Annotated in this window: 24 protein-coding genes; 16 read left to right on the top strand and 8 right to left on the bottom strand. The window is 60.8% G+C overall.

Translation table 11 applies throughout. The features are described 5' to 3' along the window. Nucleotides 1-55: 55 nt before the first annotated feature. Both HMPREF2978_RS12410 and HMPREF2978_RS12930 read left to right on the top strand, forming a co-directional pair. A complete protein-coding gene (locus tag HMPREF2978_RS12410; protein ID WP_010187605.1) occupies nucleotides 56-649 on the top strand; it encodes a MogA/MoaB family molybdenum cofactor biosynthesis protein in 594 nt (197 codons plus the stop codon). Beyond that, nucleotides 649-912 carry a hypothetical protein gene (locus tag HMPREF2978_RS12930; protein WP_070529347.1) on the top strand — a complete coding sequence of 88 codons (264 nt, stop codon included), beginning with the start codon at nucleotides 649-651 and terminating at the stop codon, nucleotides 910-912. Before HMPREF2978_RS12410 ends, HMPREF2978_RS12930 begins: the two co-directional genes overlap by 1 nt. A gap of 87 nt (nucleotides 913-999) precedes the next feature. Here the strand turns inward: HMPREF2978_RS12930 and mscL are convergent, their stop codons facing one another. From mscL to HMPREF2978_RS12395, 3 genes are all read right to left on the bottom strand, one after another. Then, on the bottom strand, nucleotides 1,000-1,428 hold the full coding sequence (gene mscL, locus HMPREF2978_RS12405; RefSeq protein ID WP_070529345.1) for a large conductance mechanosensitive channel protein MscL: 429 nt from the start codon (nucleotides 1,426-1,428) through the stop codon (nucleotides 1,000-1,002). Nucleotides 1,429-1,805: 377 nt separating this feature from the next. Continuing rightward, nucleotides 1,806-2,450, bottom strand: coding sequence for an SAF domain-containing protein (locus HMPREF2978_RS12400; protein WP_070529343.1), 645 nt, complete (start codon nucleotides 2,448-2,450; stop codon nucleotides 1,806-1,808). A gap of 55 nt (nucleotides 2,451-2,505) precedes the next feature. After that, nucleotides 2,506-3,072: a 5-formyltetrahydrofolate cyclo-ligase gene (locus HMPREF2978_RS12395; RefSeq protein ID WP_070745782.1), complete on the bottom strand. Its 567-nt coding sequence runs from the start codon at nucleotides 3,070-3,072 to the stop codon at nucleotides 2,506-2,508. A 70-nt stretch (nucleotides 3,073-3,142) separates the two neighbouring features. On the opposite strand from HMPREF2978_RS12395, the gene HMPREF2978_RS12390 reads away from it, so the two are divergent. The 4 genes from HMPREF2978_RS12390 to glpR all read left to right on the top strand — a co-directional run bounded on the left by HMPREF2978_RS12390 (nucleotide 3,143) and on the right by glpR (nucleotide 7,600). Continuing rightward, nucleotides 3,143-4,072, top strand: coding sequence for a UTP--glucose-1-phosphate uridylyltransferase (locus tag HMPREF2978_RS12390; RefSeq protein WP_070745780.1), 930 nt, complete (start codon nucleotides 3,143-3,145; stop codon nucleotides 4,070-4,072). Between the two features lie 88 nt (nucleotides 4,073-4,160). Beyond that, the gene (gene glp / locus HMPREF2978_RS12385; RefSeq protein WP_070745778.1) at nucleotides 4,161-5,453 is read left to right on the top strand and encodes a molybdotransferase-like divisome protein Glp; all 1,293 of its coding nucleotides are present in this window, start codon (nucleotides 4,161-4,163) and stop codon (nucleotides 5,451-5,453) included. Nucleotides 5,454-5,471: 18 nt separating this feature from the next. Next, nucleotides 5,472-6,188: a GNAT family N-acetyltransferase gene (locus HMPREF2978_RS12380; RefSeq protein ID WP_070745776.1), complete on the top strand. Its 717-nt coding sequence runs from the start codon at nucleotides 5,472-5,474 to the stop codon at nucleotides 6,186-6,188. A gap of 182 nt (nucleotides 6,189-6,370) precedes the next feature. Beyond that, complete coding sequence (gene glpR, locus HMPREF2978_RS12375; RefSeq protein WP_070745774.1) at nucleotides 6,371-7,600, top strand: divisome protein SepX/GlpR; 1,230 nt, start codon at nucleotides 6,371-6,373, stop codon at nucleotides 7,598-7,600. A gap of 40 nt (nucleotides 7,601-7,640) precedes the next feature. On the opposite strand, the gene HMPREF2978_RS12370 is transcribed toward glpR, so the two are convergent. After that, nucleotides 7,641-8,258: a DNA-3-methyladenine glycosylase I gene (locus HMPREF2978_RS12370; RefSeq protein ID WP_083299026.1), complete on the bottom strand. Its 618-nt coding sequence runs from the start codon at nucleotides 8,256-8,258 to the stop codon at nucleotides 7,641-7,643. Between the two features lie 24 nt (nucleotides 8,259-8,282). Then, nucleotides 8,283-8,786: a methylated-DNA--[protein]-cysteine S-methyltransferase gene (locus tag HMPREF2978_RS12365; RefSeq protein ID WP_070745772.1), complete on the bottom strand. Its 504-nt coding sequence runs from the start codon at nucleotides 8,784-8,786 to the stop codon at nucleotides 8,283-8,285. A 54-nt stretch (nucleotides 8,787-8,840) separates the two neighbouring features. On the opposite strand from HMPREF2978_RS12365, the gene HMPREF2978_RS12360 reads away from it, so the two are divergent. Together HMPREF2978_RS12360 and HMPREF2978_RS12355 are read left to right on the top strand one after the other, a co-directional pair. Next, nucleotides 8,841-9,254: a DoxX family protein gene (locus HMPREF2978_RS12360; protein WP_010187578.1), complete on the top strand. Its 414-nt coding sequence runs from the start codon at nucleotides 8,841-8,843 to the stop codon at nucleotides 9,252-9,254. Next, nucleotides 9,241-9,930, top strand: coding sequence for a zf-HC2 domain-containing protein (locus HMPREF2978_RS12355; protein ID WP_070745770.1), 690 nt, complete (start codon nucleotides 9,241-9,243; stop codon nucleotides 9,928-9,930). The genes HMPREF2978_RS12360 and HMPREF2978_RS12355 overlap by 14 nt, the downstream gene beginning before the upstream one ends. On the opposite strand, the gene HMPREF2978_RS12350 is transcribed toward HMPREF2978_RS12355, so the two are convergent. Then, nucleotides 9,927-11,540 carry a dolichyl-phosphate-mannose--protein mannosyltransferase gene (locus HMPREF2978_RS12350; RefSeq protein ID WP_070745768.1) on the bottom strand — a complete coding sequence of 538 codons (1,614 nt, stop codon included), beginning with the start codon at nucleotides 11,538-11,540 and terminating at the stop codon, nucleotides 9,927-9,929. The two genes, HMPREF2978_RS12355 and HMPREF2978_RS12350, sit on opposite strands and share 4 nt — an antisense overlap. Before the next feature lie 38 nt (nucleotides 11,541-11,578). On the opposite strand from HMPREF2978_RS12350, the gene rsmI reads away from it, so the two are divergent. The 6 genes from rsmI (at nucleotide 11,579) to HMPREF2978_RS12320 (ending at nucleotide 18,359) form a co-directional block, all read left to right on the top strand. Then, the gene (gene rsmI, locus HMPREF2978_RS12345; RefSeq protein WP_070529321.1) at nucleotides 11,579-12,427 is read left to right on the top strand and encodes a 16S rRNA (cytidine(1402)-2'-O)-methyltransferase; all 849 of its coding nucleotides are present in this window, start codon (nucleotides 11,579-11,581) and stop codon (nucleotides 12,425-12,427) included. Between the two features lie 295 nt (nucleotides 12,428-12,722). After that, a complete protein-coding gene (locus HMPREF2978_RS12340) occupies nucleotides 12,723-14,564 on the top strand; it encodes a BCCT family transporter (RefSeq protein ID WP_070529319.1) in 1,842 nt (613 codons plus the stop codon). Between the two features lie 88 nt (nucleotides 14,565-14,652). Beyond that, entirely contained in the window at nucleotides 14,653-16,485 is a 1,833-nt protein-coding gene (metG, locus tag HMPREF2978_RS12335) for a methionine--tRNA ligase (RefSeq protein WP_070529317.1), read from the top strand. Nucleotides 16,486-16,489: 4 nt separating this feature from the next. Further along, entirely contained in the window at nucleotides 16,490-17,683 is a 1,194-nt protein-coding gene (locus HMPREF2978_RS12330) for an MFS transporter (protein WP_070745766.1), read from the top strand. 99 nt (nucleotides 17,684-17,782) lie between these two features. After that, complete coding sequence (locus tag HMPREF2978_RS12325) at nucleotides 17,783-18,064, top strand: type II toxin-antitoxin system RelE/ParE family toxin (protein ID WP_070529312.1); 282 nt, start codon at nucleotides 17,783-17,785, stop codon at nucleotides 18,062-18,064. Between the two features lie 34 nt (nucleotides 18,065-18,098). Next, nucleotides 18,099-18,359: a HigA family addiction module antitoxin gene (locus HMPREF2978_RS12320; protein WP_070520778.1), complete on the top strand. Its 261-nt coding sequence runs from the start codon at nucleotides 18,099-18,101 to the stop codon at nucleotides 18,357-18,359. 20 nt (nucleotides 18,360-18,379) lie between these two features. On the opposite strand, the gene HMPREF2978_RS12315 is transcribed toward HMPREF2978_RS12320, so the two are convergent. Both HMPREF2978_RS12315 and HMPREF2978_RS12310 read right to left on the bottom strand, forming a co-directional pair. Further along, complete coding sequence (locus HMPREF2978_RS12315; protein WP_070745765.1) at nucleotides 18,380-18,883, bottom strand: GNAT family N-acetyltransferase; 504 nt, start codon at nucleotides 18,881-18,883, stop codon at nucleotides 18,380-18,382. An 8-nt stretch (nucleotides 18,884-18,891) separates the two neighbouring features. After that, the gene (locus HMPREF2978_RS12310; RefSeq protein WP_083299024.1) at nucleotides 18,892-19,386 is read right to left on the bottom strand and encodes a GNAT family N-acetyltransferase; all 495 of its coding nucleotides are present in this window, start codon (nucleotides 19,384-19,386) and stop codon (nucleotides 18,892-18,894) included. 24 nt (nucleotides 19,387-19,410) lie between these two features. Here HMPREF2978_RS12310 and HMPREF2978_RS12305 point away from each other — a divergent pair, with 24 nt between their 5' ends. After that, nucleotides 19,411-20,235, top strand: coding sequence for a TatD family hydrolase (locus tag HMPREF2978_RS12305; RefSeq protein WP_070745763.1), 825 nt, complete (start codon nucleotides 19,411-19,413; stop codon nucleotides 20,233-20,235). A gap of 244 nt (nucleotides 20,236-20,479) precedes the next feature. Continuing rightward, nucleotides 20,480-21,628 (top strand): resuscitation-promoting factor, encoded by a 1,149-nt coding sequence (locus HMPREF2978_RS12300; RefSeq protein ID WP_070745760.1) that lies wholly within the window; start codon nucleotides 20,480-20,482, stop codon nucleotides 21,626-21,628. The last annotated feature ends 19 nt before the right edge of the window (nucleotides 21,629-21,647 follow it).

Genomic DNA, 21,647 nt, shown 5'->3' with positions numbered 1-21,647 from the left:
CCTTTTCAAGAAACTACTTCCGGAAGATTCCGTCCCACCTTTAAGGAGAACCTCCGTGGCAGACAACACCGACGCAACCGAGCTGTTGGGGCGCGATGCCTCACGCGAACTCGATGACGTTACCGAACCCGATGACGCCTTCCTCATTGCCAGCGAACAAGAACAAAGCGTTCAAGCGCCACGCCGCGCGCTCGTTGTGATCGTCACCGATCACCCGGATGAGGCGGCCCAGGACACATCGCGCTTGGCTGGTGAACTGCTGGCTGAAGCCGAGTTCACCGTTGACGGCGCAGTGATTGTCCGCTCCAAGAAGTCCAAGATCCGGCAGGCTATCGAGACCGGCGTGGTCGGGGGAGTCGACTTGGTGCTCACGATTGGCGGCACGGGAGTCGGCCCGCGTGATAAGACTCCGGAGGCAACCCGCGCAGTGCTGGACCAAATGGTTCCGGGCGTAGCGCAAGCGTTGCGCTCTTCCGGCCAGGCTTGTGGCGCGGTGGATGCGTGCACCTCCCGCGGTATTTCGGGAGTGTCTGGGTCAACGGTCATCGTTAACGTCGCGTCGTCCCGCGCGGCGGTGCGCGATGGCATGGCCACTTTGACGCCGCTGGTGCACCACCTCGTTGATCAGCTGCAGAAATCCAGCGTCTAATGGCCGAACCCACGCCACGCTCCTCGCGTCCGCGCCGTCGTCGAGCTCAGCGTCCGTCGACCGCTGAGAATTACGATCGCAGTTTCGATGTCCCCAGCGGGCCGGTACCCCATGCTGCTTCCGCTGTTGCGGGTAGCGACGAACTGCGCACCGTGAATTTCGACGGGGACACACAGGTGCCCGGAGGCGACGGTGACGATGATGTCACCGGTGAGGCTTTCTACCGCGAGAATATGCCGCCGCACTTTGGTACTACGCAGTAGCGCGTCGAGGGCCTAGAGCGCATAAGGAAATCCCGCAGAGCTTCAGCATTGTGCAGGCTCTGCGGGATTGCAGGTTTTGCTTGTGAATTAGAAGCTGGAACCTGGCTTCTCAGTGGTGGTGCCACCGTTCTCAGCAGCGAGCAGGTCGCGGATCTCAGCGAGCAGCTGCTCGGCGGTCGGAGCCGGCTCCTCCGGGTCAACACCCTGGCGGCGCTTAGTGCGCTCGGTGACGGCGTTGAGCGGAGCGACAATGACGAAGTAGATGACGGCGGCGACGATCAGGAAGTTGATGAGTGCCGTGATGACCGCACCAAAGTCAAGGAAGGTCTCGGGATTGTCGGTAATCGCGAAGCCCAGGCCACCGAAGTCCGGGGAACCGAAGGAGTTGATCAGCGGCTGGATGAGGTGGTCCGTGATGGAGGTGACGATTGCGGTGAATGCAGCACCGATGATGACGGCCACGGCTAGCTCGATGACGTTGCCGCGCAAGATGAAATCTTTAAAGCCCTTAAGCATGGGAATATGTCCTTTTCTGCGGAGTAATTGCTTCTTCGGTAGCGCGCGGCTGCGTCGCAGTGCGCGCGGTGAGTGCTCTAACGCTGTTCAGGGAGGTGGCACCTAGCACGTTTATAACCTGAAGGAGCCCGATTGAGAGAGAGTCTTGAAGCATAGGAGTGCTTCCTCGGGAAGAAACATCGGGGGAAACTTGCGGGGAATAGAAAAGACCACTGTTGAGCGCTCACAGCATGCGTTGCCACGACGTTGTGAGACAGGAAAGACACACAAACATTAGCGCCTGAGTGGATGCGCCCATACTAGGCAGAGATTGTTGGTGGTGGCAACATCCCGCGGCACCATTGATGCGCAAACGCGGCGATCTTCACAGTGTCATCTTAATTGTGGGCACGGTCGCCCACGATGACGACCGTGAGCGGTTGCGCAAGGGAAGCGGCAGCGACGTCCTCGGCCGCCTCGGCGGGGAGGGCAACGAGCAACGATTGGGTGCGTGCATCATCTCCGCCTGTTCCCACCGACACGACGCGAGCGCCACGGGCAATAGTCGTTCCGCGTGCGGGGGCGGTACCGTCGGGCTCATCCTCGACCGTGCCGACGATATTGACCGTATCTCCATGGTGGAGATTAAGAGAAATCTCCGGCTCAGCCAGCGTAAGCGGGATGAGGTGGCCGTTGTCCATACCGAAATCTGCGACGAGATCTGAGCTGAGTAGACGAGTTGTGGTCAAGATTTCGCCAGCGCTCGCGGCCGCTACCAGCACGCGTCCCACGGCATCCTCTGGGTTATTTCCCAACGCCGTGGCGGGAAGAGCGGAGGAGGGGACGCGGGCCACGGAGACATCGCCAAGCGCTAGCGTCTCCCCGGCCGCCACGTCCCGGGCCATGACCACGACGTGGGGCTGCTCACGCGTGGAAGCGAGCGCACTGGCTGCGGCGGTCACGAGCAGGACAGCTGCGATAACGCGGCGCAGGAGCACACTGCGGCGATGTCCCGGGGTGCGCAGAACATGTAGAAAATCCATACCTTCTTAGACTGCGCGTGGCGCCGCGTGGTTCCCGGGCGGGGCCCGAAAGCGATTAAAGCCAGCGCATCCCGCGCTCGGTGAGGACGCCATCGACTGGGCGGTCGTGCTCATCGAAGGGGACATCGCGGACCTCGCTGGAATGCACCAAGGCAACGACAGGCGGGCGTCCAGTGGGGAGGGGAGTGAGCGCGCGGTCGTAGTACCCCGCTCCCTTGCCCAAGCGCATGCCAGATTCGCTCACTGCCATCGCGGGCGCGAGGATGAGATCAAGTCGCGCCAAGACATTGCTACTGTGGCGTTGCCCGACGGGCTCTGCAATTCCTAATGCCCCCGGGCGCATGGCCTCTGGCCCGCCATACAGCGTCCATAAAAGCTCACCGTTTTTGCCGGAAATGGGCAGGTAGACCTCCTTGCAAAGCGCTGCCACGGTCTCTACGAAGTTGGGCCCGCCGGGCTCTGTGCCCAGGGGGTGGTAGGCGGCAATCCGCATCGCGGGAGTAAGTAACTCACCCACACCGGCGCACCACGCAGCATTGTCATCAGCGCGCTGCTCGGCGGTTCGCGCGCGCCGGGCGTTTAGGAGTGAGGATCTTAAGGCGTCCTTGGGGGAGGTCGTCATGGGCTTTAATCATAGCGGGCTGGCGTAGCGCAGCACGGGAGCATGGTGGCCGCATTGTAAAGTGGAACTTATGGCTATTGCACACGAGGATTCCCATACCGGGATCGCCACGGTCGTTGTCCCCGCTGCTGGCATGGGCACCCGCTTTTTGCCAGCCACCAAGACCGTACCGAAGGAGCTGCTCCCCGTCGTTGATACGCCGGGTATTGAGCTTATTGCGGAAGAGGCCGCTTCCGTGGGCGCCCAGCGCCTCGCGGTGATTACCGCACCGAACAAACAAGAAGTGATGCGGCACTTCGAGGAGTTTCCTGATCTAGTTGAAACCCTTGACGCCCGCGGCAAAGACGAGCAGGTGGCCAAGGTCAAGCGCGCTGCTCAGTTGATTCACCCAATTTCCGTAGAGCAGGAAAAGCCGCTGGGCCTGGGGCACGCGGTGGGCTTGGCGGAATCTGTGCTGGAGGATGACGAAGAATTCTTCGCCGTCATGCTCCCGGATGATATTGTCCTGCCGGCCACCGTCATGGGGGAGATGGCCCGCGTTCGTGCAGCGCTGGGTGGTAGCGTGCTGTGCGCCTTCGAGGTATCGCGCGAAGAGACCTATAACTACGGCGTCTTCGATGTCGAGGACACCAACGCGCCGGGCGTGAAGAAGGTTGTGGGCATGGTGGAGAAGCCGGATCCGGAAGATGCGCCTTCGAACCTCGTGGCCACTGGGCGCTATCTGCTCGACAGGAAGATTTTTGATGCCCTTCGCCGCATCAAGCCAGGCAAGGGCGGGGAGCTGCAGCTGACCGACGCCATTGAGCTCCTCATTAAGGAAGGCCACCCCGTTCACGTCGTAGTCCACCAAGGCAAGCGTCACGACTTGGGCAACCCGGGCGGCTACATCCCAGCCAACGTTGACTTTGGTCTGCGCAATGAGAAGTACGGCCCCGCGCTCTACAAGGCAATCAAGAAGATTGTGGAGGACTACGAAGAAGAAAAAGGGCTGAAGGCCTAAGCCTTCACACGCCTAGCGCGCTAAGCTCTACTCCAGTAACTTCCACCCCTTTAGACCCCACATCCCCCAGAGTAAAGGCAGGCGGTACATGCGTTCGGTCGATGACCAGATGGCGTTCATTCTTGATGCAGCGATGACTCCCGAGCCGGTACGCATCGCCATCGCGAATGCCCTAGGTCTCAAGTGCGCGGAGGAGGTGCAGGCAAACCAGCCGCTCCCGGGGTTTCCGCAAGCAGCCATTGATGGCTATGCCGTGCGTGCCGTGGACGTCGGGGGAGAAAAAGCTCTCAAGGCACGCTCGCGCCACGACTCCGAGGATGCTGATGCTCCTGCCTCGGAGACTGAAATTGAGCGCTCGCTTCCGGTGGTAGGGGAGGTTCCGGCAGGCTCGCGCCAGCCTTTGCGTTTGCAGCCCAAGCAAGCGGTGCGCGTCTACACGGGTGCGCCGTTGCCGACGCTTGCCGACGCCGTCCTTCCCCTCGAATGGACGGACCGCGGCCGCAAGCGTGTGACCTCGCACCGCCCGGTGCGTTCGGGCGACTTCGTGCGCCGCGTGGGCGATGACATTCAGCCCGGGGATGTTGCCGTGTCTTCCGGAACCATCTTGGGCCCCGCACAAATTGGCCTGCTCGCGGCAGTGGGACGCTCAAAGGTGTTGGCGTATCCGCGTCCACGCGTGACCATCGTGTCCTATGGTAAGGAGCTTGTCGACGTCGACCGTGAACCCGGCCTGGGTCAAGTCTTCGACGTGAACTCTTATTCGCTTGCGGCGGCCGCGAAGGAGGCCGGCGCCGATGTGCATCGCGTCGGTATCGCAGCCGGCGAGCCGCGCCGCATGCGGGAGGCCTTGGAAACCTATCTGGCGCGCAGCGAGGTGCTGGTGATCTCCGGCGCCGTGGGTGGCGCAGGTTCGGAAGAAATCCGTGAGGTCCTCGATGAGTTGGGAGATGTGGATACCTCACGCGTAGCGATGCACCCAGGCTCGGTCCAGGGCTTTGGTCTGTTGGGGGAGGAGCGCATCCCGACCTTCCTGTTGCCCTCGAACCCGGTATCCGCGTTGGTGATCTTCGAGGTCTTTGTGCGCCCGCTGATCCGGCTCTCCCTGGGCAAGCGCAGCGGCCAACGCCGCGTGGTGCGTGCACGCGTGCTTAACCACATGGAATCCCGCCCGGGGCGCCGTGGTTATATTCGTGCCCGGCTGATGCGGGATGCAGACACCTCCGACTACCTGGTGGAAGGACTGGGCGGCGCGGCTGGCGCGCCGGCGCATTTGCTCGCCGGACTATCCGAGGCCAACGCGATGATTCGCATCCCGGAGGAAGTGACAGAGATCCGCCCCGGGGACGTGGTGGACGTCCTGTTCCTGACCCAACGCAGCTAGCTGGCCACCGCCGACATCATGCTTGATCCTTTCGGTACCGCCGCGGGGCGCTTTTCTACTCCCGCCAGCGGCGAGGTCAACCCCGGCCACCCTGGATGGCCAGAAGCTACGCCTGCGGTTCAGTTGCGAGCGTCTCGCGTCTTCCCGCGCGGGGCGACGGTGCGCCTGCGCCCCCTGTTGCGCCGGGACGGTGAGTCGTGGCGGCGGCAGCGCATCGAGGATAAGGATTTCCTTAAACCTGTGGAGCCGACTCTGCCGACGTCGTGGGATGCGGCACATTCGCAGTCGGCATGGTGGAATCACCTGATGTTTTTGCGTGATTCAGCCCGCGCTGGAACTGTGGTGCCGCTCGTTATCGACGTCGATGGTCAGTTCCGCGGGCAGTTGACCTTAGGGAATATTCAGCATGGTGGGGTCAGCGAGTGCTGGATTGGCTATTGGGTTCATTCCGCGGTGCACGGAGCTGGCGTGGCTACTGCCGCCTGCGCTCTCGGCGTGGACCATGCTTTTTACCGTGTAGGGTTGCATCGTGTGACAGCCACCTATCTGCCGGAGAATCCTGCTTCAGGCAAGGTACTGCACAGCAACGGGTTTCGGGATGAAGGCTTCCTGCGTCGCAACCTGCATATCGACGGCGCGTGGAGGGACCACCACTTCTTGGCACTGAATCGTGAGGATTTTGCTTCCGGGGCGGTGGAGCGCTTGCGCGCGACGGGCCGCCTCAGCGGTGCTTAGCCGATGCTGAGACAGCAGATATTCCAGCAGATATTTTAGGTCAACTACCTCTGCTTTCACTTAAGTAACAACCTTGTAATTTATGGTCTCGTTGATGCCCACAGGCTGGGGTTGGGCGGCTAGAGTAGGGGCCTAGTTATATTCCCTTTTTTCGTCGACCCCTGAAAGTGGGACACAGCCGCATGATGACTGCCGTGCCGATCATTCTCGTAATCGTGTTGTGGCTCTTCATCCTCGCCCCGTTGCTTTTGCGTTCGCAACGCCCGATGAGCCATACAGGTGAGGCCTTTGAAGAGACCCGCGTGCTCTTCGAAGGCGATTCCGGCTCCGTGCCGGGCCGTCCTAAGCCGCGCTTGAGCAAGGAAGATGTCCGCCTGAGTTCCCAGGCAGGGGCGGAGGCTGATGCTGAGGAGGCAGGCTACGAGTTGGTCGAGGCCGAAGGCGTCAGTGAGGATTCTCAATCCGGCCGCGCTGCGGCTGATGCTGCTGAGCAGCCAGATGTCGCCGACACGATTGACGGCGAAGTTCTCGAGGCTGAAGATGCGGAAGAGGATTTCGAGCTAGCAGCGGAACCTGAGCATGATACCGAAAATGAGCACGACCTCGATAATGATATTGAGAGCGTTGAAGCGAACGCAGCTGAGGTTTTCACGGCTCCGGCCAACGCTAGCGTCGCAGAAGATGCTTACAGCTTGGATGACTCCTATACCTCTCCGGTCGATTTGATGTACCCGGGTGCTATTGACTCTGTGGACCAGACTCCGGAGGACACCATCGCCGAGGAGGCAGACGGCGCTTATGATGCTCTGGAGCAGGAAGAAACCACGGCGGTTGAGGGCGAGAGCATTGATGTCGCAGATACGAACTCCGCTGAGGACGCTGAAAACAACGGCAGCGATACCGAGCTCTCCGCGGAAGAGCTTGCCTTTGCGCAGCGCCGTCTTGGCCGCGGCGGCTGGGATCCGGTGAAGGAGAAGGAGGCTTCGGCCACGCGGTACCAGCGCCGCCAGCGCACGCTCATCGGCCTAGCCGTGGCGGTGGTCGCAACGGTATGCCTGGGCATCGTCGTGGGCGGTTGGACCTGGTGGTTGGCGGGCATCGCTGGTGTTGTGACCACGGTCTACCTGGTGGCGCTGCGCGCCCAGGTGCGCCGCGAGCAGGAGCTACTTCGTCGCCGAGTCTACCACTTGCGCCGTGCGCGCTTGGGTGTGCGCAACGCGGAGAACCCTGCTGAGTCACTGCCGCCGAACCTGCGCCGCCCGGGCGCGCTCATCTTGGAAATCGATGATGAAAGCCCGGACTTTGATTACCTTCCGGTGTACTCAGAGGATGATTCCGACGGCGGTTTCGATGGGCCGCATCCTTCCCCGCGCCAGCGGCGTGATGACCTCGCGGCACGGCGAGTCGGTTAAGCAGCACGTGAATGTGCCTTTCGTTCAAGCGCGCTGAGCGCTAGGCCGACCACACTCCCGAACTACCGCGGCGATGCGAGCCCATAAGGTGGGCGTCGACCATCCCGATGGCCGTCATGAGTGAAAAGCAGGTCACTGGGCCGACGAACTTGAACCCAGCCTTCTTCAAAGCCTTGGACATGTCCAAGGCTTCTTTTGTGTATTTCGGGATGTCCTCTTCGCTTTCTGGCGCAATCGTTTCTGCCGGCAAGAAGCTCCAAATGAATTCATCCAGCCCGCCTTGCTCGCGCAGGGCCAGCGTGGCCTTGGCGTTGGCGAGCACCGCGTTGATCTTAAGGCGGTTGCGGATAATTTCTGGATTGTTCATGAGGCGTTCGACTTCTTCCTCGCCAAAGCTGGCCAGAAGGTCAGCATCAAAGCCGACGAAAGCAGCGCGGAAGGCTTCGCGTTTGCGCAACACGAGCTCCCAGCTCAGCCCGGCCTGGAAGCCTTCCAGACAGAGCCGTTCCAACAGAGCGGATTCCTCATGGACGGGCATGCCCCATTCGGTGTCGTAATACTCCTTGAGCAGTGGAGAAGTCATTGCCCACGCGGGGCGGCCAAGGCCCGCAGAGTCATATACAAGTTTCGTATCGTTTGCCATGTGTGTAGTAGTCATGCCTTTTTAGACTGCAAGATCTAGCTATTGGTTCCCTGCTTCGTGCTCCAGCAGTAGCCGTTTTGCGGCCACACCCCCGCGATAGGAGCCTAGGCCGCCGCTGGCTGGCACGACGCGATGGCACGGCACCACAATGGGAAGCGGGTTGCTGGCACAGGCGCTACCCGCGGCACGGGCAGCTTGAGCGCTACCGGCGGCGGTGGCAAGAGCCGAATAGGTCCAACGTTCGCCGAAGGGGATGTCGCGAAGCGCGCGTTGTGCTCGGTCGTGGAAGGTTTCAGGAGAAGGAGGGACGTCGAGAAGCAGCTCGAAGTCTCGCCGCGTGCCGGCGAAGTATTCGGTGATCTGTTGGGTGGCCGCGACAAGAACTTTAACGCTCGGCCAGGTGCTATCTGAGCGATCGGTGAGGCGTCGCAGGCCGCTGAGATTTGGGGATTCGTCAGGGAAATACACCTGCGATAAACCTCGCGCGGAGCCCACGAGAGTGAGGCGGCCGAGGGGAGAGTCCAGTGAGGTCCACACGTGCATGCTGGGCGGGAGTCCTTTCGGAGAGAGGTGGCTATCCAGGGTAGTCTATGAACCATGAATAGACCCGCCGTACGCGATGCCGCGCTCCTGATCTTCCGCGCGGTACTGGGAGTCATCTTCGTGGCGCACGGTGTAGACAAGATGTTTTTTAGCGGAATGGATGAAATAACCGGGCAGTTTTCCGCACTTGGTGTCCCGCAGCCGCATACCTCGGCGTACTTGGCTGCTTTCGCGGAAATGCTGGGAGGGGCGGCGCTGGTCGTAGGCCTGCTCACCACCTTTGTCGCGGGTGCTTTGGCTCTCCTGATGGCCTGCGCATTGTATTTCGTGCACATGGGCAATGGCCTTTTTGCAGCCGATGGTGGCGTCGAGTATCCGCTGGTTCTCATCGTGTCGTTGCTCATGATTGTCGTCTTTGGCTCCGGCCGGGCCAGTGTGGATGGGGTGTTGAGCCGTGCTGACGCATGAGCAGGTGCAGGCGGCGATTTCCGCACAGCTCGATGGGGAAGCTCCGCAGCTCTCACCGGACGTCATTGAAGCGCACGTGTCGGGATGCCCCGAGTGCGCGGCTTTCCGAGATAAGGCGGCAGCCCTAACACACTCGTTGAGCCTCGTGGAACCGGCTGGCGTTCCGCCGCAAGACCTGTCTGAGGTCATCCTTGCCGGCGTGGAGCCGGAATGGCAGCGCGCTTCCAGCACGCGGCAGGCGTCGCTGACGTTGGCGCGAGTATCCCTGGGGGTGTTGGCTCTGGCGTTTTTGGTGTGGGCGGTCGTGGTCGTCGTTAGTGCCTCAGGCTTGACCACCTTATCGAGCGAAGGAACCCTCGCGGAAGGGGCTGACCCAGGGCGCGCACACCTGCTGATGGAGGCTGCGGCGCTGCGTTTCGGTTTAGCAAGTGGCTTGGCTTTTGCGGCATGGCGCCCAGCCTCGGCCCCTGGATTGCTGCCGGTAGCTTGTACGATGTTCGCGTTCCTGTGCGGCTTTACCATGCGCGATTTTGCCCTGGGCAGCGTCGCTGCGGGGCAGGTTTATATCCTCATCGGCACGGGCCTGGCCACCGTCAGCTTGGGCTGGGCTTGGGCAGCGGACCGGGGGTTCCTGCTGCGGGACGTTTATCGGACGCTATCTGCTAGCCCGCGTTAGGTCCACGACGGCAGCCACATCATGGAGTTGTACCACGAATCAGGGATGAGGTAGCCATAAAGAATCGGGGAGAAGTAGGCGAACATCGCCACCACGAGTGCGGCGTAGCACACGGTGAGGAAGGTGCCCAACGGCATCGCGGAACCAAAGAGTCCTGTGAGCCAGCGCCATTGCAGAACACGGCCGCGCCCAATCATTTGCCCCAAGGTCAGAGATATCAGCACGATGACAAACGGGATGAAAGCTGTGGCATAGAAGAAGTACATCTGGCGGTCGAAAACGGCCAGCCAAGGCAGGAATCCCGCCGCTGCACCCACGAGCGGGATGAGGAAGGCGCGGTTGCGGCGAACGAGCAGGGACCACAAGCCCCACAGCACTGCCGGGATGACCAGCCACCAGATGGCGGGAGTGCCAAAGAGGTACAGCATCTTGCGGCAGGAGCCGCCGTCCCCGCAGGAGATGTCCGTGGAGGAGTAATAAAGGATGGGGCGTGCAGCCACCAGCCAAGCCCAGGGCTTGGAATCCCACGGATGGCTGTGGCCGCCCGAGGTGGTCAAGGAGGCGTGAAACTCCAGCACGGAGGAGTGATAGTAGAACCAGCCTGCTAGGGACTCGGGGAGGTGGAGCAACCAAGAGCCCTCTTCAATAGTGCCGTCTACCTTAGCGTGGCGGTAAACAGCGGTTTCATCAGCGAACCACGCACGCCAGGACCAGGCGTACAGTGCCACTGGAACCGCAACGATGGAGGCGAGGGCCGCTGGTGTATCGCGTACCAGCGTGCCCACGATGTAGCGGCGCACGCCATAGAGGCGGCGCAGCGCGAGGTCCGAGAAAACGCTCATCAGGCCGAAGAACATGATGTAGTACAGGCCGGACCACTTGACCGACAGCGTCAGCCCCAAGAAAACGCCGGCTGCAAAACGCCACCACCGGAACCCAAAGCGGGGCCCGAAGTCGGAGTCACCCATCGTTCCCGACACGAAGGCAGTGTGGAGGCGCTCACGCATCTGCTGGTGATCCCGCGCCAAAGCCCACGCGGTGGCAACCACAAAGAAGACTTGGAAGATGTCGAGCATTCCGAATTTGGAGGCTACAAGCAGCACACCATCGCACACAGCGAGCAGGCCAGCCAGAAACCCCACCTGCCACGAACCAGACAGGCGGCGGGCCAGCGCCATGGTGAGCATTACTGTGCCCACACCAAAAAGTGCGGCCATGGCCCGCCATCCCAGTGGGGTATAGCCGAAAAGCGCTTCTGATATCGCAATGATCTGCTTGGCCAGTGGTGGGTGCACGACCAAGCCGTAGCCTGGGTTGGACTCAATACCGCCGAGGAAGAGGTTATGCCAGCTAGTGACCATGTCCCAGGCCTGCGGCACGTAGTGCTTCTCGTCGAAGACGGGTGTGCCTTCAGAAACCGGAGCAGCCAAACCAATGAATCGTGTGAGTAAAGCCAGTACCGCGATGATCGCGGTGCTGATCGTGTCGGCCCGGGTCCAGGTGTAGGGCCGAGGGGCAGGCGGTGCCGGCCGGGTATGCGCGCCACGCGCGGCGGATAGGCGCGTGCGCTTGCGGCGGCCAGATCGATCTGTAGGGGTTGCGATACTCACCCGGAAGAGTCTAGCTTGCGTGTGCCATGCTGGTGAGTATGAGTCTTCAGCTTGATCCCTTGCCCCGCGGTGTCATCCTTGCCGCTACGCCGCTGGGAAATCCCGGTGATGCTTCCGCCCGACTAATGCAGGCTTTGGGCCACGCAGATGTGATTGCCGCGGAAGACACTCGCCGTGTCCGCAATCTGGCCCAGGCGCTAGGAGTAGAAATCCGCGGCAAGGTGGTCTCCAACTTCGACCACAACGAAGAGGAACGCTCGCGCACGTTAGTCGCCGCTGCCCGGACGGGAACCGTGCTTGTCGTGTCGGACGCCGGCATGCCGCTGGTTTCTGATCCGGGGCACTCCATCGTGACCGCCGCTGTGGAGGCGGGTGTGCCCGTGACGTGTTTCCCGGGTCCTTCGGCGGTACCGACCGCCCTCGCGCTTTCGGGGTTGGGGGTGGGGCATTTCCTCTTCGATGCCTTCCCGCCGCGCAAGCCCGGCCCGCGCAAGGCGTGGCTGGAGTCCTTGGTGGGGGAGCAGCGCGCTATTGCTTTCTTCGAGTCCCCACACCGCTTGGCGCAGACGCTTGGCGACGCCTCCGAAATCCTCGGCGCCGACCGTCGCGCTGCCGTCTGCCGCGAGCTGACGAAGACATATGAGGAGATTAAGCGCGGTTGCTTGGGCGAGCTTGCCGAATGGGCGCAAGAGAATGCGCGGGGTGAAATCACCGTAGTCATCGAGGGCGGTGATGCCGCACCCGTGTCGTTGGAGACCCTCGTGGAGCAGGTCCGCGCAGAGGTTGAACGCGGCGTGCGTGCCAAGGATGCCTGCAAGCAGGCCGCCGCGGGAACGGCGTGGTCTAATCGTGAGCTTTATGATGCCTACCTTGCTGCCCGCGGCTGAGCACTATCACTAGCGTCTGGTGATAGAGGTCTCTTTTAGGGCAATCGTTATGGCATCGTTATGTGTCTTGAAAGCTGGCATGGCTGTGGAACGGCTGGGAAAACGTTGGATTGTGTGGACACGCTGCATAGTTGCTGCACAGAGCGGTGCGAAAAGGGGTGCTCGTTGCAGTGGGATTAAAGGGCAACCCCACCAACATTGCTGACGTCGAATCTCTGCAACTGGGGCGCTGTGCAGCCTTTTTGTTTCCATTAGGGTTTGACTAGTTGATGAGACAGCACCAAGGTCGGTAGGTATGACAGACTCGACAAATTCAGACAATGTGAAGGACACGGAGGTGTCTTCGGCTGCTTCCCAAGGACAGAGCTCGCCGGCTGCGGTGGAGGAATACCGCACTGTCGACGAGCGCCTCGAGGCATCTTCAGCCACGAGCCAGCTCCAGGACATGCTCACCAACAAGGCGTTCGATCCTGCGGCTGAACCTGCACCAGTTGAAGAACAAGAAAACGACGAGTACGGGCCCGGTGGCATCGATTCGCCGATCGACTGGACCATCGTGGGAATCGCCGGCCTGCTCGTTGCCGCCTTTGTGGCATGGGGCTTGGCCGCTCCGGAGAGCTTTGCCTCTTTCTCCAGCAATGCTCTGAGCTTCGTGGTGAATAACTTTGGTTGGGCCTATGTCCTCTTCGGAACAATCTTCGTTGTTTTTGTCATCTGCATTGCTGCCTCTAAGTTCGGCACCATCCGCTTGGGCAAGATAAATGAAGAACCGGAATTCTCCACGGTCTCTTGGATTGCGATGATGTTCGCTGCCGGCATGGGCATCGGCCTGATGTTCTACGGCGCTTCCGAGCCGCTCAACTATTTTAAGAACGGCGTTCCGGGCCATGGTGAGAATGAGGTAGGAACCTCAATGGCCACGGCCATGTTCCACTGGACCCTGCACCCGTGGGCCGTGTACGCCATCGTGGGCCTCGCCATCGCTTATTCCACCTTCCGTATTGGTCGCAAGCAGCTGCTGAGCCAGGCTTTCGTGCCGCTCATTGGCCAGCGCGCTGCGGACGGTGCCGTGGGCAAGATCATTGACATCTTGGCCATCTTTGCCACTGTTTTTGGCACGGCTTGTTCGTTGGGTCTGGGTGCCATGCAGATTCAGGCAGGCCTGCAGGCCTCCGGAATCATTGAGAACCCCACGCAGAACGTCGTCATCGGCATTGTTCTCGTACTGACCTTGGCCTTTATTCTGTCGGCCATGTCGGGTGTGGGCAAGGGTATTCAGTACCTGTCCAACACCAACATGGTTTTGGCCGCTCTGCTGGCTATCTTCGTGTTCATCTTTGGTCCTACAGTCTCTATCCTGAACCAGATTCCGGGTTCCATTGGTAACTACCTGGCGAACTTCACCGAGATGATTGCTCGTACCGCTGAGTCCGATAACGGAACTGCCGGCGAGTGGCTGTCGACGTGGACGATTTTCTACTGGGCTTGGTGGGTTTCCTGGTCGCCGTTCGTGGGTATGTTCCTCGCCCGCATCTCCCGTGGCCGTTCCGTCCGCGAGTTCTGCGTTGGCGTGCTTCTCGTCCCGGCGGGTGTCTCCACTGTGTGGTTCGCCATCTTCGGCGGTACCGCTATCCACATGGAGCAGAAGGGTAACTCCATCTCCGGTGAGTCTGCCGAGCAGGAGCTATTCAATCTTCTGCAGAGCCTGCCTGGTGGTTTCATTGCGGGCATCGTTGCCGCCCTGCTGCTGGCTACGTTCTTTATTACGTCGGCCGACTCGGCGTCGACAGTCATGGGCTCGATGTCCCAGTCCGGTGCAACCACCGCGAAGCCGTGGCTATCCGCGGCGTGGGGTGTGCTCACCGCAGCCGTCGGCCTGACCCTGCTTCTGTCGAGTGAGGATTCCCTGTCGAACCTGCAGAACGTCACCATTGTGGCGGCGCTGCCATTCCTCTTCATCCTCATCGGGCTCATGTTCGCTATTTTCAAGGACTTGAGCAACGATGTGATTTACCGCGAGTATCGCGAGTCCCAGGCCTTCCAGCGCAAGCTGGCGCGTGAGCGTCGCCTGCACCGCGAGTTCCAGCGCGAGCAGGCCTACAAGGCCCGCCGTCGCCAGCACAGCCACAAGCACTAGTTAGCATCTAGCTCTGGTGCGCGAGCATTTCTCTGATACACCCCCTCACTGCATTGCCGGTGAGGGGGTGTTCGATAGAGTAGAGGCCATGACTGAGACAGTTGTCGTTAATGTTGCTTGGCCCTATGCCAACGGACCCCGCCACATCGGACACGTGGCGGGTTTCGGCGTTCCTTCCGATGTGTTCGCCCGCTTCCAGCGAATGCGCGGTAACGACGTCCTCATGGTTTCCGGTACCGACGAGCACGGCACCCCGCTGCTGGTACAAGCGGACAAGGAAGGCGTGACGGTTCGTGAATTGGCGGATCGCTACAACCGTCAGATTGTCACTGATCTGGCTGGTCTCGGCCTGTCTTATGATCTCTTTACCCGCACCACCACCCGCAACCACTACGCGGTGGTGCAGGAGCTGTTCAAGGGCCTGTACGAGAACGGCTACATGATTAAGGAGACCACTCAGGGCGCAATCTCGCCGTCCACAGGGCGCACTTTGCCCGACCGCTACATCGAGGGCACCTGCCCGCTGTGTGGCGCCGATGGCGCGCGCGGTGACCAGTGCGATAACTGCGGCAACCAACTCGATCCGGTGGATCTCATCAACCCGGTATCCAAGATCAACGGCGAAACCCCGAAGTTCATCGATACAGAGCACTTCCTGCTGGACCTTCCTGCGGTCAAGGATGTCCTCGAAGAGTGGCTGAAGACGCGCGAGGACTGGCGTCCCAACGTTCTCAAGTTCTCCCTCAACCTGCTGGAGGATATGCGCCCACGCACCATGACCCGCGATATCGACTGGGGCATTCCCATTCCGGTCGAAGGCTGGGAGGATAACGGCGCGAAGAAGCTCTACGTATGGTTCGATGCGGTGATTGGTTACCTGTCTTCCTCCATCGAGTGGGCCCACCGCACCGGTAACCCGGATGCGTGGAAAGACTACTGGCAGAACCCGCAGGCGCGCCACTACTACTTCCAGGGCAAGGACAACATCACCTTCCACTCCCAGATCTGGCCGGCTGAGCTTTTGGGTTACGCGGGCAAGGGCTCCAAGGGCGGTGAGCTGCACACCTATGGTGATCTCAACCTGCCGACGGAAATCGTGTCCTCGGAGTACCTGACCATGTCCGGTTCCAAGTTCTCCTCCTCCAAGGGCGTTGTTATCTACGTCAAGGACTTCCTGGAGGAGTTTGGGCCGGATGCGCTGCGCTACTTCATCGCCGTGGCTGGCCCGGAGAACAACGACACCGACTTCACCTGGGACGAGTTCGTGCGCCGCATCAACAACGAGCTCGCTAACGGCTGGGGCAACCTGGTCAACCGCACCGTGTCGATGGCCCACAAGAACTTCGGCGAGGTCCCGGCTCCTGCAGCGTTGGAGCAGGCGGATAAGGATATTCTTTCCCTCGCAGAGGAAACCTTCGCTACCGCCGCGGAATTCCTCGAACAGTCCAAGTTCAAGCAGGCCATGACGGCCATCATGCACGTCGTCGGCGAGGCCAATGCTTATGTCGCGGCGATGGAGCCGTGGAAGCTGGCCAAGGATGAGACCCAGCGGGAGCGTCTGGCCACCGTGCTGTGGACCGCGCTGCAGGTGGTCTCCGATTGCAACGTGATGCTCACGCCGTTCCTGCCCTTTACCGCGCAGAAGGTGCACGAAACTCTGGGCCGTGAGGGCGTGTGGGCCGCACAGCCGCGAGTCGAAGAGGTGGTGGATGATATGCCGGTCGAGCTCGTTGGTGTAGACCTCCCGCCGGAAAACCACCCGTACCCGATCATCACCGGTGACTACTCCGCGCAGCAGGCTGCGTGGAAGCGTTTCGACATTACGCCGGGCACCGCGCTGCAGAAGCCGAAGCCACTGGTGGCTAAGCTTGACCCGGAGCTCGGTGAGACCGGCCCGGAGTGGGCCCCGGTTCAGAAGTAAAGGCGTGGGCTCGGCGTTTCGGCGCTCGCTTGCGCCCTTCCTGCTCTTTTCCGTTGTTTGCCTCACCGCGCTGAACCTGCGATCCGGTATCGCTTCGGTGGCACCGGTGCTGGGCCAGATCCAGAATTTCTTTGGGATTAGTTCTGGACAGGCAGGTTTGTTGACCGCGCTTCCTGGCCTGTGTTTTGCTGCCATGGGGTTGGCCGCCGTACCCATTGCTCGGCGGGTTGGGCTGAGCCGTACCTTGGCCGGCGGTACGCTGGCCTTGGCGGTGGGGCTGGCACTGCGGCCGTGGGTCGATAGTTTCCCCCTCTTTGTGGCACTGACCTTGTGCGTTGTCGCCGGCATCGCATTGGCGAACGTGCTGCTTCCCGCATGGATCAAGCAGCATGGTTCAGGCCGCGCACTGGTGGCATTGATGACCACCTACACCACGATGCTGGGTGTTTCCAGCGCTCTCGGCCCCCTGTCCGCGGTGACGCAGAGTACGTGGCAAGGTGCTCTGTGGATCTGGTGCCTGCCGGCCGTCGCACAGCTGGTGGCCTGGATAGTGGTCCTTCCGCAGGCTGGCAAGGATGTCGCTCACGGCACGATTGCCGGTGCGGGCGTGCAGCGCCCCATGTACACCTCGCCCACGGCGGTGGCCATGCTCTTTTTCTTTGGGCTGCAATCTACGATGGCCTATGTCCAGATGGGGTGGCTGCCGCGCATGCTGGTGGAGAAGGGCGTGAGCGAAAATACCGCCAGTGTGGCACTTGCTGTCATCGGTTTCTTCAACATTGTCGGCGGCGTGGTCATGCCGTGGCTTATCTCGCGACTGGACCGTCTTGCCCCCGTGCCCGTGGTGCTGGCGCTGTGCACGTGCGCCGGGTGGGGTGGAGTGCTCGTGGCTGCCGACGCCGCCCCGTTGGCCTGGGCCTCTTTGATGGGGATCGGTGGCATGTGCTTCCCGTTGGCGCTCGCTTTGCTCACCGCGCGCACGCGAAGTGCGCTGACGACCGCGCGCCTGTCTGGCTTTGTTCAGCCTGGTGGCTACGTCTTGGCGGGCCTCGTGCCGCTGTCCGTGGGAGTGGTGCGGGACGCCACCGGCAATTGGACCGCTGTGCTCATTGGTCTTATGGTGCTTAGCTTCTGCATGCTGGTCGCGGGCCTGCGTGCGACGACGCGTGTCTACATTGACGACGAGCTTGCTGCATAGCTGGTTCTCGATAGTTGCGGTAGTTTTGTATTACAGCGTTAGGTAGAATTAACGTCTCACGTTATTGACGCGTTGCGTTATGGGGGGTATGGTGCGTTTATGATTCAGTCGTTCGCGGATAGGACCACTGAGCGTCTATGGAATCGAGAGAGGGTGCTCTCGATTGATTCACGTATTCACTCGGTAGCCCTCCGCAAGCTGAGGCAATTGGGCTATGTGCAGAGGCTTGATGAGCTTCGGATTCCTCCGGGAAATAGGCTCGAAGCTTTGAAGGGCGATCGGCGGGGTCAATATAGTATTCGTATCAATGACCAATGGCGGATCTGCTTCCGGTGGACCGCTTTAGGGCCAGAGGAGGTTGAAATCGTTGACTACCACTAACAAGCTCCCCCCGGTACACCCAGGTGAAATCCTTATGGAAGATTTTCTCAAGGACATGGGGATTACCCAACACAAACTCGCTGTTTCGATAGGGGTCCCGCCTCGGCGTATTAACGAAATCGTCCACGGAAAGCGGGCTATTACTGCCGATACGGCTCTTCGCCTCGCCAAGTACTTTGGGATGTCCCCACAGTTCTGGCTGGGGCTGCAGACTCACTACGACTTGGATGTCGCAGAAGACAAAATTCTTGCTGAGTTGGACGATATTGTGCCGCTTCAAGCTGCGTCGGCTTAGTTAGTGGCCAGTAAGCCGCTTTAGGAGCGGTCGAAGTCGCGCTGCAGGTGCACCAGACCGAGGCGCACGCCGTCCTTGGTGTGGATATTGGGCATGCGGCCGGTCTCCACGAAGCCAAACTTCTTGTGCAGGGCGATGGAGGACTCGTTGGTGTCCACGATGTAGGTAATCATCGTCTCCACGTAGTCATTTTCCTTCGCGTGATCCATGAGCGTGTCCATGAGCTCGCTGCCCACGCCCTTGCCCCGTGCGGACTCCGCAATATAAATGGAGTCCTCCGCTGTGCCGTAGTAGATAGCCGGGGTGACAAACTGGAAGTAGGCGGCCCAGCCAACGATCTCATCGTCATCGACGGCGACATAGACCGGATAGCCTTCCTTGTCCATCTGCGCCAGCCACTTTTCGCGGTCTTCTACGGATTCTTGCCAAGTCACCAGGTTGGTGGCTGGTTTCGCGGCGGAGGCGGAGTTGTAGATGGCGGCGATTGCGGAGGCGTCGGCAAGCTCTGCGGGACGGACGTGCATGATGTTCCTTAAACCATGAGTTGCAAGTGGGTGAGGTCTATCCAGCGCCCAGCTTTGCGGCTGACTTCTTTTAACGTTCCTACAGTGGCAAAGCCGAACTTTTCATGCAACTTGATGGATGCGGCGTTGTCCGCCACGATGAGCGCCAGCAGCGTATGGACCTGCTCCGACTCACGGGCATGCTGAACGACAGCACCGAGCAAGCGCGTGCCTACCCCGCGGCCGTGGGCGGTGGGATCAACGTAGATTGTTGTCTCGTAGCAGCCCAGCCACACCTTAGGATCGCGGTAGGGACGGTAGAGTGCCCAGCCTAAGTACGTGCCGTCGTCAGCGAAGGCCACGAAACAGGGACAATTGTCGCGGCGTAGTTGATGAAGGTACTCGGTGCGTTCCTCCACGGTGGCGGGTTCGCTGCGAAAAATGAAGTGGGTCTCTCGGATGGCCCAATTCAGGGTGGCGGTCATCGCGGGGACGTCGGCGTCCGTCGCTTCACGGATAATCATGCGCGCAAGACTACACTCACAGCCATGTCTAAGAAGAAGCCACGCCCCACGCCCGTTCCCGCCGAAGGTTTGAGCCAGCTTATCGACGCCCACACGCACCTCGCCTCCTGCCGTGATGCTGATGCCGACCTCGTTGAGCGCGCTCGTGCTGCTGGTGTTGAGCGCATCGTCACCGTGGGTGACGGCCTAGCGGAGGCAGAGAAGGCTTTGGCCGCGGCGCAGGAATTCGACAACGTGTATGCCGCGTGTGCGATTCACCCGACAAAGGCTCATGAACTCGATGAGGCCGCCCGTGTGCGCCTGAGCGAGATGGCGGCGGACCCACGCTGCGTGGCTATTGGTGAAACGGGCCTGGATACCTATTGGATTCACCACGAGCCGGAAACCACCGCGCCCCTCGAGGTGCAGGAAGAGGCTCTTCGTTGGCACGCTGAGTTGGCAGCGAAGGTGGGGAAGACGCTCATGATCCACAACCGTGAGGCCGATGAGGATCTCATGCGTGTGTTGGGGGAGTGCTCTGAAGTACCGAAGGTGATGCTGCACTGTTTCTCCTCACCACTTGATGTGGCCAAGGAAGCCCTTGAGCGCGGATATATTCTGTCCTTTGCCGGCAACGTGACGTTTAAGCGTAACGAAGAGATGCGCCAGGCCGCAGCGCTTGCCCCAGCCGGCCAGCTGCTTATTGAGACGGATGCGCCGTACATGACACCGGAGCCTTTCCGCGGTGCACGCAACGAACCTTCCCTTATCGGGCACACGTATCGCTGCGTGGCCCAGGCGCGTGGCCAGGAAGTAGAGGACTTGGCTGCGGAGGTTGCTGATACCTTCGCGCAGGTCTTCGGGGTGTGATGATCTTCACTAAGTGCAAATCCGCTGCTCATGGGTGGCGCGCGTGCTTGTTGTGACAAGTGTGTTGCTAGTGGTCGTGGCGTGTAAATGCGTCTCGAATGTTTAGTTCTGTTACCGTATCGTTATTCAAAGTTAGTCCGGCCTTGATGTTGCCGGCCGGCGCGCCTGCAGCGCGCCATGACAGGTGCCGAGGGTGGGAATCCACCTTTCGGGCACGAAGCATCGCAGAGACGAGTAAAGGTTTATGTCCCCGAAGAAGCAGATCAAGCGAATCAATAACTCCCGCTCCCTGCCGCTGCGCATGGCCACTGGCGGTGTGCTCGGCACCCTTGCCGTGGGCGGTGTTGTTGCCGTTGGTGCCCAGAAGGACATCACGCTCGACGTCAACGGTGAGACCACCGAGCTCGCTACCTTCGCTGGCGATGTCAACGCCGCTCTCGAGGCTGCGGGCGTCAACGTTGGGGGAGAAGACGTTGTTTACCCCGCGCTGTCAGAGCAGGTTTCCGACGGTGATTCGATCACCGTTCGTACCGCTAAGCCGGTTGCGGTGACCATCGATGGTGTTGAAAAGCAGCTTTCCTCCACTGCTCTCACGGTCTCTGACCTGTTGGGCGGCCTCGATGGTATCGTCCCGGGAGCTGCCATCACTTCCGGCTCCAAGACCGTGAAGGAGGATGAAACGGTGACTGAGGGCATGAACCTTGAGGTTACGTCCCCGAAGATCATCAAGCTTTCTGACGGTGGTTCCGTCTCCTACGCCAGCGTTGCAGCTAAAACCGTGGAAGACGTATTGGAAGCCCGCGGGATCACCGTGGACAAGGATGACCGCGTGTCCCCAGCCTTGGATACCCCGGTCAAGGCCGGTACGGCCATCACCGTGGACCGCGTGGAGATCTCCGAGGAAGAAAAGACGGAGGACTTCGACGCACCCGCTAACTTTGTCGATGATCCCGAGCTGGAAGAGGGAACCGAGGAAGTTCGCGAGGAAGGCACCCCAGGTTCGCGCACCGTGACCCGCAAGATTGTGAAGGTCAACGGTAAGGAAGAGTCCAACGAGATCATCAAGGAAGACGTCCGCAATGAGGCCGTCGCCGCAGTGATCGCGCGCGGCACCAAGCCCAAGTCCACCGCCCCGGCCGTTGCTGAGGGCTCCGTGTGGGATGCCCTCGCGCAGTGTGAGGCCACCGGTAACTGGTCCATCAATACCGGCAACGGTTTCTCCGGTGGTCTGCAGTTCACCCCGTCGACCTGGGCTGCTTTTGGCGGAACCGAGTACGCCCCGCAGGCATGGCAGGCTTCCCGCGAGCAGCAGATTGCCGTGGCCCAGAAGGTTCAGGCCGCGCAGGGCTGGGGTGCATGGCCCGCCTGCACCTCGAAGCTTGGCCTGCGCTAAAGCTCCCGAGCCGCGCGTA

This window comes from Corynebacterium sp. HMSC074C01 (assembly GCF_001814605.1).
In the GTDB taxonomy this organism is placed as follows: Bacteria; Actinomycetota; Actinomycetes; order Mycobacteriales; family Mycobacteriaceae; genus Corynebacterium.
This window is presented reverse-complemented; position numbering and strand designations above follow the sequence as displayed.